Source organism: Bradyrhizobium sp. SRS-191, assembly GCF_024586915.1.
In the GTDB taxonomy this organism is placed as follows: Bacteria; Pseudomonadota; Alphaproteobacteria; order Rhizobiales; family Xanthobacteraceae; genus Bradyrhizobium.
Genome location: NZ_JANBVS010000019.1, coordinates 93,935 through 109,077 on the forward strand (window position 1 = coordinate 93,935; position 15,143 = coordinate 109,077).

Here is a 15,143-nt window from a genome sequence, read left to right on the forward strand (position 1 = left end):
CGGGGTCAGCTGCGAAATATCAACCCCCAGTGTTTTCGGAATCTGGCTGAGGGATTGCGATCAGGATGAACTATCGACGAGAATTGCGCACGATAGTTCGGTGATCGGCGAACGTATTCCCAAGCAAATCCTGGACGGTCCGCGCGGTGCATGTTCGCGTAGGCCTTGGGTGCACGCCAATCGAATTCCGACATCGTTCAGTCCTCATCAGGTTAGGACTGCAACGCAATATCCCAATGATGGCACCATTTATGATTGCAGTGCAGATTTCGGACTCGTATCGGTAAAGTAGTGCGGACTATCGATTGAATCTAACTACACGATTGCTTGAAACGACTGAGTTCCGCACTGGTTGCACAACGTCAGGTCTCAGGAGACCCTCGCAGCAAGTGATTGTAGCCCTCCTCCGACATCCACTTGGCGCGCGCCAGATGGGTGTCATACGCGCGCCGCGCTCGCTCGGGTTCCTTGCTCGGATCGATGTGTAAAACGATCTGGGCGACCTCCTCCCAGTCCGCATTGTCCGCCTCCGCGTCGAGGAGGCGCAGATACGTGACGAGGTGCTCCTCGTCATAGGGCGTCAGAAAGGGATCGGTCGGCGCCGTGTCGGCGACATCGGGATCGAGCGGGGGAAAGGGCATCGGTCAGAAACCTACTAAGGCAAAACACAACGATCGTACTTGGCCGAGCGGAGAAGCGAGACGAGACCTGCCCGAGATCTAAGCCGGCCACCATTAGCCAACGGATTCAATCATTTGGTCTCGTTTTGTAGAAAATACTCCGTGGTGAAATACTCGACAAGCCTGTGCTGTCTTGGAGATGAACATCCGAGACGTCCTGGCCGCCAACTTGAAGCGCCTGCGCCGAAGCAAAGGCGTTTCGCAGGAAGAGCTCGCCCATCGCGCCGATATCGATCGGACCTATATCAGCATGATTGAAAGAAGCCGTAATGCCGTCTCGATCGACGTGCTCGCCGCTCTCGCGGGTGGCCTCGGCGTCGAGCCGGCAGACCTATTGAAGCCGGCGCCGCCTGCTGTTGATTCCAAGAAGAAAGCGCGCCGTATTCAGAACCGGTAATGCCAAAGGGTGCTCAAAATTTGGCGCCGCAATCCTCTGTAAACGTTGCCCTAAGAGGCACGGCCGGGTTCCGCATCGATCTCCGACGAGAGCTTGGGGGATAGGCTGGCCCCCACTCCAGACGTAGCGGCTTCCTTTTCAGCCAGTGGGCTGGAATCAATGGGGCATGACCGCCCTCACCCGCCGCCGCGATCCTGAAGCGCCAGACGAGACTTGGCGCATCTATTTTGGCGACATCGAAGCGGGCACCATCGCCAGGAACAAGGGCTCTTTTGGATCACCGGCCTGGCAATGGTTCTGCGGCTTCTACCCGGGTAGCCGTCCTGGTGAGCAGACGATCGGCACGGCGCCGTCCTTCACGGAAGCACGCTCGGCCTTTGAGCTCGCATGGAGCGCCTTCGTCTCCCGCCGCTCTCCGGAAGACTTCGACGAGTGGCGCCGACATCGCGCATTCACAGCCTGGAAATACGCGATGTGGGACGCTGGCTGCCGCTTGCCAACGCAGAACCGATCAGGCCGATCACGGTGCTTCTGCGGTGCAGAGATCGATCTCAGGACGACCGAGCGTCACATCTATTCGAGCCATATGGCCACAGAGCGATGATCGCACCAGGAGAGCGTTGAACGCCGATGTGCAATCTCTACAGCATCACGACCAACCAAGCCGCCATCGCCCAGCTGTTCCGCGTCGTTCGCCGCTACGAGGGCAATCTCGCCCCGATGCCGGGCGTCTTCCCGGACTACCCGGCGCCCGTGATCCGGGGCGCCGATGCAGACCGGGAGATGGTGCTCATGCGCTGGGGTATGCCGCCGCCCCCGCGCACCGGCGGCCCTCCGGTGACTAATATTCGCAACACGTCCTCACCTCACTGGCGCGGTTGGCTGAAGCCGGAAAACCGTTGTCTGGTCCCCTTCAATAGCTTCGCCGAATTCGCGCCACAGCCGAACCCGGACACGAAGAAGAAGGACGTGGTCTGGTTCGCGCTGTCCGAAGGGCGCCCATTGACCTGCTTCGCCGGGATCTGGACCGAGTTCAAAGGCGAGCGCGGAACGAAGTCGAAGCCGATCCCCGGACCTCACCTGGTCTATGGATTCCTGACCACCGAGCCCAATGTGGTCGTCGCCCAGATCCACCCGAAGGCGATGCCGGTTATTCTGCTGACCGATGAAGAGCGCGACGTGTGGCTGCGAGCGCCCTGGGATGAGGCCAAGGCGTTGCAGCGCCCACTCGGAGGTGATGCGCTCGAGATCGTGGCGCGTGGCTCCGCTAAGGAAGATCCGTCCGCGATCTGATCCCAGCCAAAGAATGAACCGGGCAAATATCCGGCTGCTCCTAGCTGCTCACAGCCTCGCAACTGCTCAGGGCTCTTTCCAATCTCACGGCAAGAAGCAAAGGTGAGCGATTGCTTGTCAATATAGCTGCTTGCAGCTCACTGCGTACCGGCGAACGCCGCTGGCGATGTCCAATATTCGACCAGCAGTCTGTCTTTGCTCTTCGGAGGGACGCCTGCAGCATCGTCATGCTTAAGCTTTTCGATGCAAGTCGCCAACGATTAGATCGGACTGGCCTGAGCATTGAGGATCTGTCCGAAGTTGCCGTGCTGGCCAAGACTCCAAGATTCACAGGGATACTTTGGCCGCCGGGTTCCTGAACCATCGAAACGATTGTATTGTGCCCGCTTTCAACGAGAGCGAGCGGGTCTATGCGTCTCCAGTCTATGTCACTTGCCGGCTTCCGCTGTTTCGGCTCCAACCCGCACACGATTGAATTCGGAAGCGACCTACTGGCCATAGTCGGCCCAAACGCCTCGGGTAAGACGACCGTCCTTCAGGCGCTGTGCAAGCTGTTCGGAGTGACGCGCGCGCAGCGAACGGTGCGACGTTCCGACTTTCATCTGCCGCACGATGTTCCCCCAGATGATCGGACAACTCGAGCCATGTTCATTGACGTGATCATAGCGCTCCCCGAACTCGCCAAAGGACCGGCGACCGCACACACCGTAGCGCCTGCGTTCAAGCACATGCAATTGGCAGGGCCCGGCACAACGCCTGTGTGCCGGATGCGCCTCGAAGCGCAATGGGAAGATGACGGAACGGCCGAGGGCGAAGTTACTCAGAATCTCTACTGGGTCGATAAACTCGACGAAAAGATCACCGATGCGGACAGGCGTGTCGTCGCGCCTCTCGATCGCGGCAATATCCAGGTGTACTACACACCCGCCGCACGTGACGCCCAAGCCCAAATTCGCGCCTCGACGGGCGCGCTCGCCGCCCGGCTACTGCGGGCCATTGAGTGGTCGGCAAAAACCAAGGGAACGGTCGAGTCCGCGACGAAGACTCTCTCCGTCGCTTTTGGCGGCGAAGCAGCGATCAAGGCAATCAGCAGCGCACTATCCGAACGTTGGAAAGAGCTTCACGACGAGAAGACCGACACCGATCCGGCGCTGACGCTCACCAGCCAGCGCTTCGAGGAAGTCATCGCGCGCATTCAGGTGCTTTTCAATAAGGGACCGGCATCGATCCAGCGCGGCTTGGACGCACTCAGTGATGGTCAGCAGTCGCTGTTCTATTTCGCATTGGCCGCGGCCGTATTCGATCTAGAGAAGGACGCTGTCGCCGGAAAGATCAAAGGCTTCCGCACGGATGATTTGCGAATTCCGGCGCTTAGCATCTTTGCGATGGAGGAGCCAGAAAACCACCTTTCACCGTATTACCTCTCCCGCATCGTGAGCCAGACCCGGTCGATCATTGGAGGTAACACGGCTCAAGCCATTATTACGAGCCATTCGCCCGCCGTGCTGAGCCGCGTTGATCCAACTGAGGTCCGATACTGCCGCTGCGACGAGAAGACCCGGCTCACCACGGTAAAGACCGTGACGCTGCCGGAAAAAGACGAAGAAGCCATCAAATTCGTACGTGGCGCTATGCTCGCGTTTCCGGAGCTCTATTTCGCGCGCTTTGTGCTGCTGGTTGAAGGCGATTCCGAGCGGCTAGTTCTTCCGAAGCTTGCCGAAGCCGACGGATTTTTGTTCGACCCGTCGTTCGTCGCAATCGCGCCGCTCGGCGGTCGGCACGTTCAGCACTTCTGGCGCTTGTTGAAAGGGCTCGACATCCCGTTCGCAACGCTGCTCGACCTCGACCTCGGCCGCGAAGGCGGCGGCTTCGGCCGCATCAAGACTGCTCTTGGGTACCTGATCGAGAACGGCGCTGATCGCACTGAGCTCTTGAAACTCGATAATGGTTCCGTGCTGACACCCGCAGAGTTTGAGGAAATGCACGAATGGGACGCATACGAGAGCCTTCCTGGGTGGATTGAATTCATTGCTTCCTACGGCGTCTATTTCTCCACACCACTCGATCTCGACATGGCCATGCTGAAAGCCTATCCCGATGCCTATAAGGCCGCGATTCCGAAGGGCGGCGGCCCGAAGATGACGCCCGAGAATGCCGCCAAGGTTGTGCTCGGCGAGAACGGGCCTGGGCTCGACGCCTACAAGACCGTCTATCCTGGCTACGACGCACACATGCCAGCGTACCGCTATCACTTCCTCACACACAGCAAACCGGCGACCCACTTGCGGGCTTTCGCGCACCTCGATGAAGAAAAGCTGGAGACGGCGATGCCGGAAACCTATCGCAATCTGCTGAACCACATCAGCGACAACCTCAAGCGAGACTGATATGACACTGCTGCGTCGTCACGTCCGTCCCGAGGACTGGACGCCTGCCGGCATCGATTCGCTGGAGGACAACGCGTTCGAGGTAGTGCGGTCTTGCAACCATCGGTCTGTCATTGCGGGACCTGGCTCGGGCAAGACTGAACTCCTTGCGCAACGCGCGTCCTACCTTCTTCAATGCGGCGTGTCGCCCCGACCTCAGCGCATTCTCGCATTGAGCTACAAGCGCGACGCCGCGTTCAACATTGCCAAACGTGTTTCGGCGCGCTGCCATCCGGAACAGGCACATCGGTTTGATTCATTCACCATTGACGCTTTCGCCAAAAGCCTTGTCGACCGGTTCGGGCAAGCGCTTCCGCCAGACTGGCGGCCAACGCCGGACTATGACGTGGTGACCCAAAGCCGCGACTCCATTCTTCGCGACTTTTTTCGCTCACTTTCGCCACCCGCCTCGGTCGGGACCGTGACCGACATCATGGCGCTCTCGGTCAAGACGTTCGAGAAGCGCTGGATCGTGTCGCGCCCGCTATCGTCCCGTCCGGTGGCAAACCCATCACCGGGCGAATGGGCGGCGGATCAGTTCTGGCAGGCATGGCTTCATGGCGACCCGCGCAGCTACCTGACCTTCGCCATGATCGGTCGGCTTGCAGCTCACCTTGTCCACACGAATCCAATGGTGCGGCAGGCTGTCCAGCTGACCTACTCCCACCTCTTCATGGACGAGTTTCAGGACACCACGCAGGTTCAATACGACCTCGTGAAGGCGCTATTCCTTGGATCGAATACGCTCGTAACGGCGGTCGGCGACAACAAGCAGCAGATTATGCGCTTTGCGATGGCGATGGACGATCCCTTCACGGCGTTCGAGGCTGATTTCAAAGCGCAGCGCACGCCGCTTCAAAATAACTATCGTTCGTCGCCTGACCTCGTTCGCATTCAAGAAGTTTTGGCGCGTGCCATCGACACTAAGACCATCAAGCCATCCTCAAAGACGGCCGCATCCGTCACAGGAAGCAGTTGCGAGGTGTGGGACTTCCCCAGTGTGGCAGCTGAGGCTGCAGCGCTTGCAGCATATGTCGCGAGCGAGATGAAGACGTACGCCCTGAAGCAGAGAGACTTCTGCATTCTGGTACGCGTCCGCGCAGCGAACTATATGAAGATTTTGGCCCCAAGCTTCGCTGCCGTGGGAATTCAGCTGCGCAACGAAGCGGAGACGGTCGGTGAGGTTGCGTTGCAGGAGCTGCTGGGAGAGCCGGTATCGGAAATGGTCATCGATTTGCTGCGCCTTGTGAGCGCGAGGCGGGCAGGCCGCTTCTGGACGGACTGCCTCGACGCTGTGTGTTTCATGCGTGCCCTCGCGCTAGACGACGACGATGCGCGCGCCAAGGTCGCCTCGGGTCTCGACAAGCTATCAACGGTCTTTGCCGCGACGCATCCAAATCCGCCCGCAGCGCATGCCGAAGCGGAAGCGATCGTGATGACGCTTTTGGATTTCGTTGGCCGCCAGCACATCGTCGCGTCGTCACCGGACTATCGGCAAGGCGATTGGCTGCTCAAGGTAATTGACGCCGTGACGCGTCACCTTGAAACGTCGTGCAAGGCAGCCAAGAACTGGACGGACGCACTGGACGCCTATGAGGGCGAACACGCTGTGCCGCTCATGACCATCCACAAGAGTAAGGGTCTCGAATATCACACGGTAATCTTTGTCGGCCTCGATGATGATGCATGGTTTGCATTTAGGTCGCAGACCAAGGAAGAAATGTGCGGATTCTTCGTCGCGTTCACGCGCGCAAAGCAGCGCGTCATTTTCTCTTACTGCGCTGCGCGGGGAAATCGCGCCGCAATCGCTCCGCTCTATACGCTGCTGGGCAACGCAGGCGTCAAGACCATCTCAAAGAAGACGCCCTAAGCGCGGCATCATCGCCGCCTTCGACCTTGTTGAATTCGCTGAGCGGATTGAACCGGACAATGCACAGCGATCTTCTGATTAATTTGCCAAGATGGCGTTTGCGTTCTCACCGGTCGGAAACTTGGCTGCGGCGCGGCGCCGCCTCTGGCCCATCTCAGATCTTTCCGTTTGATTGGGCCGCGTCCGCTGTGAATCTCGACTGGCCAAGAGCAGCTAGCTCGACAAATGTCCGATAGAGGTCGGACGTGCCCCGCCCGGACGATCCGAGCGGGGCGCGATCGCCTCACTCCGCCGTCTTGCGCGGCCGCGACCACAGGAGCGTGTAGCCTTCGCCGCCCTCGTCGTCGAACAGGTTGGCGTAGATCGGGGCGTTGAACGAGGGGTCGTCGAGCTTGAGCGAGAGATAGTCGCGTCCCTCCTCGGAGCGGCGGGCCCAGGCGGCACCGATCTCGACCCGGCCGGCGTAGACGCGGTGGCTCGGCGCGTTCTCACTGGAGCGGTTGGCTTCGGGGACGATGCGCACGCCCTTGGCCTTGAGGCTCAGGGTGATGATCTCGCCCTGGAAATCGTCGCCGACCTTCTTGAAGGAACCGATGGAAGCCATGTTGTCTCTCCTTGGCTGGTTCGGGCCGCGACCACCGCGGCCTCGATGGCGCATCTCGGGCGAACGGCGATCGACGGCGCACCCGAAGGGCTGAAGCGGCAGCGGAGGACGCAGCCGAAGAACTTTCTTGTCCCGCGAGGAATGGGCGGCTCCGCCCAGGGGAAGAAAGTTGGCCGGCGGCGTTGCGCTCAGGCGATCGAGGCGTAGCCGGTCTTCGGCCAGTTCAAGCCATCACGAGGCAAGGTGCGTCGCCGCCCCGATCAGCTTCTAGGAGAGACATGGCGGGCTTCGTCCGCACAAGACGTCCGATGAACCAGGCGTACGATCAGAAACCGCCGACAAGAAAAGCGAGTGTCGATCTCAGTCCCGCGTCAACGAATTTGCCATACGCCAGTCAGCCGATTCCCCGCGATGTAAGGATCGCTCAGCAGTGGGTCGCTAGCTCCAGAACGTCGTAGCTCGCTTTCGCCCAGCACGAGCGCATCCCTGCCCCCGAACTCCATCGTCGCCGACCGTTCGAGCCGCAGGTAGCTCTGCTCGGTCCAGGTTCACAGCCGCGAGGAGTGGAGAGACCGAGCGCCGTCCTGCTCAGGCTGTAACGGGCGGGGCAGATCGTGACTAAGCAACCGGTGCAGAGCGCATCCGGCGACCAGGAGTGCACCCGACCATCCGATGATCTCGCACCAGAATGGTGAAGGCCCTGCAAGCAATGCAACTCCCAACGCCGTGTAGCGGCCGGCCATCGCCGCCGGGACGAGAAAGGCAGCTGCCACGAAGGCGCGCATCAGCAGGGATCGCGAAGTTGCAAACAGAACCCGGCCGCCCGTCAGGGTGAGGGCCGCCGCGGTGAGGCCGGCCAAAAATACCCAGCCGATCCCGACGCCGGCATTCAGGACCACCATGCCGGTGCTGACCGCAGCGAAGAACGGGAGGGCGTGAACGGCAAGCTTCAACAGCGCACGGCACAATAGTCCGACGCTGAACAGTCCAAGGATGAGAGCAATCGCAAGCATGGTGGTGGCCTCCGTGCAAAGCTATGACGGGATGCGCCTTCCACCACCACCGCGGCGCGATCCGAATAATATGCGTCCTGATTTGGACAAAGTTGCGGAGAGTCGAGCCGGCGCTCGATCAGCGTTCGACGCGTTGTGAGATCGGCGGAGCGTTGAGGGGTTGACGGCGCTCACGCGCCGCCCTTCCCGAAGGTCCAGACGGGAATACCGAGGCGACGGGCCTTGTCGGCAAGGTTGCCCTGGATCCCCGAACCGGGGAAGACCATGACGCCGATGGGAAGCGTCTCCAGCATGGCGTCGTTGCGCTTGAACGGGGCGGCCTTGTTGTGCCTCGTCCAGTCGGGCTTGAAGGCGATCTGCGGCACCTTCCGGTTCGCTGCCCATTTGGAGGCGATCAGTTCGGCGCCTTTTGGCGAGCCGCCGTGCAGGAGGACCATGTCGGGATGCTTGGCGTGGACCTTGTCGAGCCGGTCCCAGATGAGTGCGACGTCGTTGAAGTCCGGCCCGCCGGTGAGTGCGATCTTTGGCCCCTGCGGCAGCATGACCTCGGTCTCGGCGCGGCGCTTGGCGGCGAGAAAGTCGCGGGAGTCGATCATGGCGGCTGTCAGCGTGCGATGGTTGACCTGCGAACCCGATCGCGGGCGCCAGGGTGATCGCGTATGCAGTTCAAAGGCCTCGGTAGCGAGATCACGGAACAGCTCCATGATGTTGCGGCGCTCGACCAGTGACAGCCCTTCCGTCGTCAGGCGCTCGAGCTCGACCGAGCGGACCTCCGAGCCATTCTGCTCACGCTGGCTCGAACGCTGCGCCTGCTCGTTGTCGTCGAGCTCACGCTCGATGCGCATCGTCGCGCGGTGGAACAGGTTGACCGTCGACCACAAGAGATCCTTCAGCTCAGGCTCGAGGCGAGTGTCGGAGAGCGTCGCCACCAGGGCGTCGAAGATGTCGGCGATTGCGCCGGTGATGGCCCTGCCCTCCGGCAGCGGCCGCGGATCAGGCTCGTCGTCGAACGGCCGGTAGCCATGGAGCTGGAGTTCGGCCAAGGCGTCGTCGGTCGTCGACCGGGTGTCATGCGGCTCACGCATCTCGTGCTGGTCGGACATGGGGACCTCGTCTGTGATCGTAAGAGCCGCGCCGATCGCGGCCTTCCATAGCGATCTCCAAGACGGTGGGCGGACCGGACCAGAACCCGCTGATCCCTTCGAGCAGCGGGCCGGAGCGACAGCGGAGGATGGCGGTTTGCGGCTATTTTGCTTCGCGATGCAAAGGCCCGCGCGCGGGCCGGCGGAAAATAGCCGCGAACCGCCATTGCCGGACCGGACCGCCTGCCGTCCGATCGCGCTCTCAGAAGGCCTAGGTGCGGCTTTCACGAGCCACAGAAGAAGTCCTCTTGCTCGTACCCACGTGTCATGAGCACAGGGCAGCCCGCATCGAGCCGACGACTAGGCCGGGATCACGTCCCTGAACCGCGCGACGTCCTCAGGCAGTAACTGGTGGCGTAGCATGTCCCGGAGCTGGGCTTTCCCGAACACACGCAGGTCTTCGTTGAAGTCCTCCAAGCGCGGGCACACGACGATCGCCTCGATGCCGGCGTCGAGCGCACGTGCGCTCAACGCTTCTGCAGCCGTGATACCAGCATGGTCAGCGTCGATAGCGACATAGAGCCGGCGCAGCGTCGCCGGCCAGAGCAGAGTGGCGAGATGATTGGCCGAGAGTGCTGCGGCAACGGGCAAGGACGGCAGCACGGTCCGCAATGACAGCATGGTCTCGATGCCCTCGCCAGCCGCCAGGACATCGTCGGCAAGACCAAAGCGAACGGCGTTGCCAAGCAGATCGCCCATCGCCCGCCGTGGCGTCTCGATCGGCGCCTTGCCGAGCCGCCGATCATCAAAGCCGTCGGGATCGAGCCAGGTGCGATGAACGCCGGTGATGCGGTCATCAAGGTCGGTCACGGCGGCAATCAGGGCCGGCCAGGTCTCGACAATCGTCGCGTCCTCCGGCCGATAGAAGCATTGCGGATGGAACCGGAGTGCCGCAGCATTGACAGGCGGATCGATGCCACGATTGAGCAGATAAGCTTCGCCAAGCGTCGCGGTCAGCGACTGAGACATCGCAAAGAGCCGGCGAGCCGCCTTGATCGGGTCGCGCGAACGCCGGGGAAACTTGGCTTCAATCGGCGGCTCCCGCTGCCAGCGAGGCAGTTTCAGGAAGCGCCGCGCCTCCTCAGCAATCTCGCGGAAGCTGCGCAGTGCGCATGTCGTCCCGATAACGTCGAGCAGATCGCCGTGCTCGCCGGTCGCGGCATCAGTCCATTTGCCGGCCGGCCCCTTCGACGACGCATGCAGCCGCACGAACAGCGAGCGGCCGGGCGTATTGTTGATGTCGCCGACCAGCCAATAGCGCCCCTCGCGCCGGCCATTGGAGAGATAGTGGCGACAGACCGCCTCGGCCTCACACGCGAGGCGGCGCGCCAATTCGGATGCGTCGCCGGTCATCATGGCTGCTCCCGCCCACGGACCTGCGCAATCGGAAACCGTTCCAGAACCCTGGCCAGGATCGCCGCGCCACCCGCATCGGTCGGCACGAACATCCGCAGCTTCCAGGAGATGATCTCGCCGAACAGCCCGTAGGCCCTGAGACGGTCCCGCAGCGCCTCAGAGAAGCCCGACAGTTCGATTCTGTTGGCGCCCATGACGCGGACGCGCCGCAGCTGCAGGCCTTCAGCAAGCTCGAGCACATAGCCGTCGCGCAGCACGGCTGAAAACCCCTCCTCAGCTGCGAGGACCCGTCTCTCCGCCGACATTGCGGCCACCCAACTGAGCGGGACCTTGCGGCCGATGATGCGCTCGCCAGCATCAGTCTGCAGGCGGTAGACCCGCGTCGACTCCTGAGGGAGGCGCTTCCAAATCGGCAATAGGAGCCCCGTGACGAGGTAGATCTTGCTGTTCGTGAACTCCGGAATCGACGCGAGCTGCGCACTCCAGCCCGTCTCGAACTGCTCACGATCGGCCTGCACCCAACCCTGCTCCGCGAGCCTGGCAAGCGGCAGCGTCTGGCGGCCCATCGGTCCGATCAAGTGGACGCGCTGTTCGATCTCGCCGTCGTCCAGCAACAAGCTCGGCGCCGGCACCTGGATCGCCGTCCGCCCCGAGCGAACATTGCGCAGCGGAACGGCGCGGCGCTGCAGGAGCCGCTCCAAGGCCTCGTTCAACGGCATCGGCCGGTTGCGGTCACGCTGCGTGATGGTGACGAGATGAGTCTCGGCGCCGGTTGCTGGATGGCTGTAGATCGTGCGCCGCTCCGTGACGACGAAGCTCTCGGCACGCAGCGTCTCCAAGCCGGCATCGTAAGTCCCGGACGCGATCGCACCCTCGATCCGCGCAGCCAGCAACTGCTCGAACACCGTGAACAGGATGTTCTGCAGCTCGATCGTCAGCGCCAGCAGCCGGTTCAGGAACGTCGTGATCGGCGGCAGCTCATCGCGAAGGCCATTGTCGTCCGTCAGCTTCAAGCCCGTCGCCTGCTCGAACCGCTGCAGCGAACAGCTGCCGACTTGGCCACGAACCAGAAGCCCGTAGAGCTGACGCAGGGCATCGCGGGCGTGCGGGCTTTCGAGATTATCCTCGGGCCGGAACAACCCCTGCCCGCCGGTCTGGCGCTGGCCGCGGGTGATGGCGCCCAATGTGTCGAGCCGGCGCGCGATGGTCGAGAGAAAGCGCTTCTCCGCCTTCACGTCGGTCGCGATGGGGCGAAACAGCGGCGGCTGCACCTGGTTGGTGCGGTTGGTCCGCCCGAGCCCCTGGATCGCGGCATCCGCCTTCCAGCCCGGCTCCAGCAGATAGTGCACCCGCAACCGCCTGTTCTTGGCCGAGAGCTCGGCGTGATAGCTGCGCCCGGTGCCGCCGGCATCCGAGAACACAAGGATGCGCTTCTGGTCATCCATGAAGGCGGCAGCCTCCGCGAGGTTGGCCGATGCCGCTCTGGTCTCGACGGCGAGCCGATCCCGGATTCGGACGATCCGCCGCGATCGTCCCGTGACCTCGGCGACCACATCGGTGCCGAACCGCTGGACGATCTGGTCGAGTGCACCGGGCACCGGAGCAAGCGAGGCAAGATGCTCGATCATCTGGTCGCGACGCACGACCGTTTCGCGGCTCTCGACCGGCTGGCCGTCACGGTAGACGGGACGCGACGAGAGATTGCCCTCGCCGTCGGTGAACGGCTCGTAGAGCTGGACCGGAAAGGAATGGGCGAGATAGTCCAGAACATACTCGCGCGGCGTGATGTCGACCTGGACATCGCCCCAATCTTCGGTCGGGATCTCGGCCAGCCGTCGCTCCATCAGCGCTTCGCCGGTTGAGACGATCTGGATGACCGCAGCATGGCCGGCGTCGAGATCGCGCTTGATCGCGTTGATCAGCGTCGGCGTCTTCATCGAGGTCAGCAGATGCCCGAAGAAGCGCTGCTTGGCGGATTCGAAGGCCGAACGCGCCGCAGACTTGGCCTGCGCATTCAGCGTGCCGGTTGCGCCGGTGATATTGGCCGCGCGCATCGCGGCTTCGAGATTGTTGTGAATGACCGCGAATGCCTCGGCGTAGGCGTCGTAGATCCTGACCTGCTCCTCCGTCAGCCTGTGCTCAAGGAGCTCGTACTCGATTCCTTCGAAGGAAAGCGACCGCGCGGTGTAGAGGCCGAGCGCCTTGAGATCCCTGGCCATCACCTCCATGGCGGCGACCCCGCCCTCCTCGATCGCCGCCACAAAATCCGCCCGCGTCGCAAACGGGAAGTCCGCGCCGCCCCACAGGCCGAGCCGCTGGGCGTAAGCGAGATTGTGGACGGTGGTCGCCCCGGTGGCCGAGACATAGACGATGCGGGCATTGGGCAGTGCGTGCTGCAGCCGCAAGCCAGCGCGGCCCTGCTGTGAGGCCGCCTGCTCGCCTCGGTCGCCTTTGTTGCCCGCGGCGTTCTGCATCGCATGGCTCTCATCGAAGATGATCACACCGTCGAAATCCCGCCCCACCCAGTCGACGATCTGGCGGATGCGCGAAAGCTTCTCGGCCTTCTCGTCGGTCCGTAGCGTGGCGTAGGTCGTAAAAAGGATGGCTTGATCGAGCCGGATCGGCGTGCCTTGGCGGAAGCGCGACAGCGGCGTGACCAGCAAACGCTCCATGCCGAGCGCCGCCCAGTCGCGCTGCGCGTCCTCGATCAGCTTGTCTGACTTGCTGATCCAGATCGCCCTGCGTCGACCTTTCAGCCAATTGTCGAGCAGGATGCCCGCGACCTGGCGGCCCTTCCCGGCACCCGTGCCATCTCCAAGGAACCAGCCGCGCCGGAAGCGCACCGCGCCCTCGGCATCCTCGCTGGTCGCACGGACCTGGTCAAAGGTCTCGTCGACAGCCCACGAGCCCGCCAGGAAGCCATCATGCGCCTCGCCGGCATAGATGATGCTCTCCAGCTGAGCGTCCGACAGCACGCCATCGGTGACGAGCCTTGGCAACACATGCGGCCGATAAGTCGGCTTGGGCGGCGCAACGGACGCCATGGCCGCGGATTGCACGAGCTTCGTTGGGTGAGGCTTCGCGCCGGGAATCCGGATCGACTGCAGCTGATATCCCTCGTATAGCGCGTCAGTCAGACGGATTTCCTGCTCCGGCGCGTCTTTCACGAACTCATAGACGAGCTCGCTTCCGTCTGGCTCCAAGCTCGCGGACGACGGTGGAGAGGACCGAGGGACCGTTGCTCGGCTCTCCCTCGGGCGGAGCATCGCGCGCTCGCTGACCTCAGCCACGAAACGGCCTGCCATGGGCAGCCGCGGAGGCACGAGCGCGGTGATCCAATCAAGCAAGATCCTGACGTCAGAGGCCATGCCGGCCGATTGCGGAAAGACACGAGGATCCAGCGCCGGCTGCTTGTCGATCACCAGCAGCCGCGTCGTGGTTGTGGTCCCCTGCCGCGCGTAAACAGCGCGATCGATCGCAGCGGAGAACACCAGACGGCCGCGCTGCTGCAGGTGCATAAAGGCGTCGGCCCATGTCGGATTGTCCGGCGCAAATCCGGCGGCGGTGATAGCGACCAGTCGCCCACCATCTCCGAGCCGCGCCAGCGCCGAAGACAGATGGCGCAACGTTGTATCCGTCAGAGGGCGATCCACATTGGCGGTCGCCGAGAACGGCGGGTTCATTAGGACGACACTTGGAACCCAGGCGCGATCGAGATGGTCATCGATCTGCGCAGCGTCGAAGCGCGTCACGCTCACGCCCGGAAACACCAGATCGAGCAAAGCGGCGCGGCTTGCAGCGAGCTCGTTGAGCAGCAGCGAGCCACCCGCCAGCTCGGCGAAGATGGCGAGACTCCCCGTCCCTGCGGATGGCTCGAGCACGCGATCGGCCGACGTCACTTGCGCAGCAGCGGCCGCGGCGAGCGCCAGCGGCAGCGGCGTCGAGAACTGCTGGAAGCTCTGGCTCTCCAGCGAACGCCTGGTATGGCTTGGCAGCAGCGCTGCGATCTTGGCAACCATCGGCAGCATGGCGGAGGGCACGCCATTGCTGGCCTTGATCATTGCCGGACCATATTTGGCCAGGAACAGGACAGCAGCGATCTCGCAGGCCTCGTACGCCGTCTTCCAGTCCCAGCTCCCATCGGCATCACTGCTGCCGAACGCGCGCTGCATGATCAGGCGGAGACACCTTGCATCGATCCGCTCACCGCGGGTGAGGCTTGGCAGCAGCAACTGGGCAGCACGGAGGACGGCTTGGGCGCGTGCAAGGAGCGCAAAGGATGCCGTAGGGCAGCTCGCGTTGGTAACCATCTCGGAGGACCTTCAAGGAGAGCAGAGGAAGCGGAGGGACGCCGCCGAAGCT

The 15,143-nt window shown here is 62.6% G+C and carries 12 protein-coding genes; 5 read left to right on the forward strand and 7 right to left on the reverse strand.

The genetic code is table 11. The features are described from left to right. Positions 1 to 5: 5 nt before the first annotated feature. Together NLR35_RS27585 and NLR35_RS27590 are read right to left on the reverse strand one after the other, a co-directional pair. A complete protein-coding gene (locus tag NLR35_RS27585) occupies positions 6 to 194 on the reverse strand; it encodes a transcriptional regulator domain-containing protein (RefSeq protein WP_306577761.1) in 189 nt (62 codons plus the stop codon). Positions 195 to 362: 168 nt separating this feature from the next. Then, positions 363 to 641: a DUF2285 domain-containing protein gene (locus NLR35_RS27590; RefSeq protein ID WP_257169688.1), complete on the reverse strand. Its 279-nt coding sequence runs from the start codon at positions 639 to 641 to the stop codon at positions 363 to 365. A 178-nt stretch (positions 642 to 819) separates the two neighbouring features. On the opposite strand from NLR35_RS27590, the gene NLR35_RS27595 reads away from it, so the two are divergent. From NLR35_RS27595 to NLR35_RS27615, 5 genes are all read left to right on the forward strand, one after another. Further along, complete coding sequence (locus tag NLR35_RS27595; RefSeq protein ID WP_257169738.1) at positions 820 to 1,077, forward strand: helix-turn-helix domain-containing protein; 258 nt, start codon at positions 820 to 822, stop codon at positions 1,075 to 1,077. A 166-nt stretch (positions 1,078 to 1,243) separates the two neighbouring features. Then, complete coding sequence (locus tag NLR35_RS27600; RefSeq protein WP_257169689.1) at positions 1,244 to 1,681, forward strand: hypothetical protein; 438 nt, start codon at positions 1,244 to 1,246, stop codon at positions 1,679 to 1,681. A gap of 26 nt (positions 1,682 to 1,707) precedes the next feature. Further along, positions 1,708 to 2,370 (forward strand): SOS response-associated peptidase, encoded by a 663-nt coding sequence (locus tag NLR35_RS27605; protein WP_257169690.1) that lies wholly within the window; start codon positions 1,708 to 1,710, stop codon positions 2,368 to 2,370. A gap of 410 nt (positions 2,371 to 2,780) precedes the next feature. Next, positions 2,781 to 4,757: an ATP-dependent endonuclease gene (locus NLR35_RS27610; RefSeq protein ID WP_257169691.1), complete on the forward strand. Its 1,977-nt coding sequence runs from the start codon at positions 2,781 to 2,783 to the stop codon at positions 4,755 to 4,757. 1 nt (position 4,758) lies between these two features. Continuing rightward, the gene (locus NLR35_RS27615) at positions 4,759 to 6,666 is read left to right on the forward strand and encodes a UvrD-helicase domain-containing protein (protein ID WP_257169692.1); all 1,908 of its coding nucleotides are present in this window, start codon (positions 4,759 to 4,761) and stop codon (positions 6,664 to 6,666) included. Positions 6,667 to 6,949: 283 nt separating this feature from the next. Here NLR35_RS27615 and NLR35_RS27620 read toward each other — a convergent pair whose 3' ends face one another. From NLR35_RS27620 to NLR35_RS27640, 5 genes are all read right to left on the reverse strand, one after another. Then, the gene (locus NLR35_RS27620; RefSeq protein WP_006611602.1) at positions 6,950 to 7,270 is read right to left on the reverse strand and encodes a DUF736 domain-containing protein; all 321 of its coding nucleotides are present in this window, start codon (positions 7,268 to 7,270) and stop codon (positions 6,950 to 6,952) included. A gap of 548 nt (positions 7,271 to 7,818) precedes the next feature. After that, positions 7,819 to 8,283, reverse strand: coding sequence for a hypothetical protein (locus NLR35_RS27625; protein WP_257169693.1), 465 nt, complete (start codon positions 8,281 to 8,283; stop codon positions 7,819 to 7,821). A gap of 170 nt (positions 8,284 to 8,453) precedes the next feature. Beyond that, the gene (locus NLR35_RS27630; protein ID WP_257169694.1) at positions 8,454 to 9,386 is read right to left on the reverse strand and encodes a DUF2493 domain-containing protein; all 933 of its coding nucleotides are present in this window, start codon (positions 9,384 to 9,386) and stop codon (positions 8,454 to 8,456) included. Between the two features lie 339 nt (positions 9,387 to 9,725). Beyond that, positions 9,726 to 10,778 (reverse strand): toprim domain-containing protein, encoded by a 1,053-nt coding sequence (locus NLR35_RS27635; RefSeq protein WP_257169739.1) that lies wholly within the window; start codon positions 10,776 to 10,778, stop codon positions 9,726 to 9,728. Beyond that, positions 10,778 to 15,091 carry a strawberry notch family protein gene (locus NLR35_RS27640; protein WP_257169695.1) on the reverse strand — a complete coding sequence of 1,438 codons (4,314 nt, stop codon included), beginning with the start codon at positions 15,089 to 15,091 and terminating at the stop codon, positions 10,778 to 10,780. Before NLR35_RS27640 ends, NLR35_RS27635 begins: the two co-directional genes overlap by 1 nt. Between the last annotated feature and the right edge of the window lie 52 nt (positions 15,092 to 15,143).

Excerpts from the sequence above, each read along its gene's own strand:
- NLR35_RS27585 (WP_306577761.1), bottom strand. The coding sequence starts at position 194 with ATGTCGGAATTCGATTGGCGTGCACCCAAGGCCTACGCGAACATGCAC.
- NLR35_RS27590 (WP_257169688.1), bottom strand. The coding sequence starts at position 641 with ATGCCCTTTCCCCCGCTCGATCCCGATGTCGCCGACACGGCGCCGACC.
- NLR35_RS27595 (WP_257169738.1), top strand. The coding sequence starts at position 820 with ATGAACATCCGAGACGTCCTGGCCGCCAACTTGAAGCGCCTGCGCCGA.
- NLR35_RS27600 (WP_257169689.1), top strand. The coding sequence starts at position 1,244 with ATGACCGCCCTCACCCGCCGCCGCGATCCTGAAGCGCCAGACGAGACT.
- NLR35_RS27605 (WP_257169690.1), top strand. The coding sequence starts at position 1,708 with ATGTGCAATCTCTACAGCATCACGACCAACCAAGCCGCCATCGCCCAG.
- NLR35_RS27610 (WP_257169691.1), top strand. The coding sequence starts at position 2,781 with ATGCGTCTCCAGTCTATGTCACTTGCCGGCTTCCGCTGTTTCGGCTCC.
- NLR35_RS27615 (WP_257169692.1), top strand. The coding sequence starts at position 4,759 with ATGACACTGCTGCGTCGTCACGTCCGTCCCGAGGACTGGACGCCTGCC.
- NLR35_RS27620 (WP_006611602.1), bottom strand. The coding sequence starts at position 7,270 with ATGGCTTCCATCGGTTCCTTCAAGAAGGTCGGCGACGATTTCCAGGGC.
- NLR35_RS27625 (WP_257169693.1), bottom strand. The coding sequence starts at position 8,283 with ATGCTTGCGATTGCTCTCATCCTTGGACTGTTCAGCGTCGGACTATTG.
- NLR35_RS27630 (WP_257169694.1), bottom strand. The coding sequence starts at position 9,386 with ATGTCCGACCAGCACGAGATGCGTGAGCCGCATGACACCCGGTCGACG.
- NLR35_RS27635 (WP_257169739.1), bottom strand. The coding sequence starts at position 10,778 with ATGACCGGCGACGCATCCGAATTGGCGCGCCGCCTCGCGTGTGAGGCC.
- NLR35_RS27640 (WP_257169695.1), bottom strand. The coding sequence starts at position 15,091 with ATGGTTACCAACGCGAGCTGCCCTACGGCATCCTTTGCGCTCCTTGCA.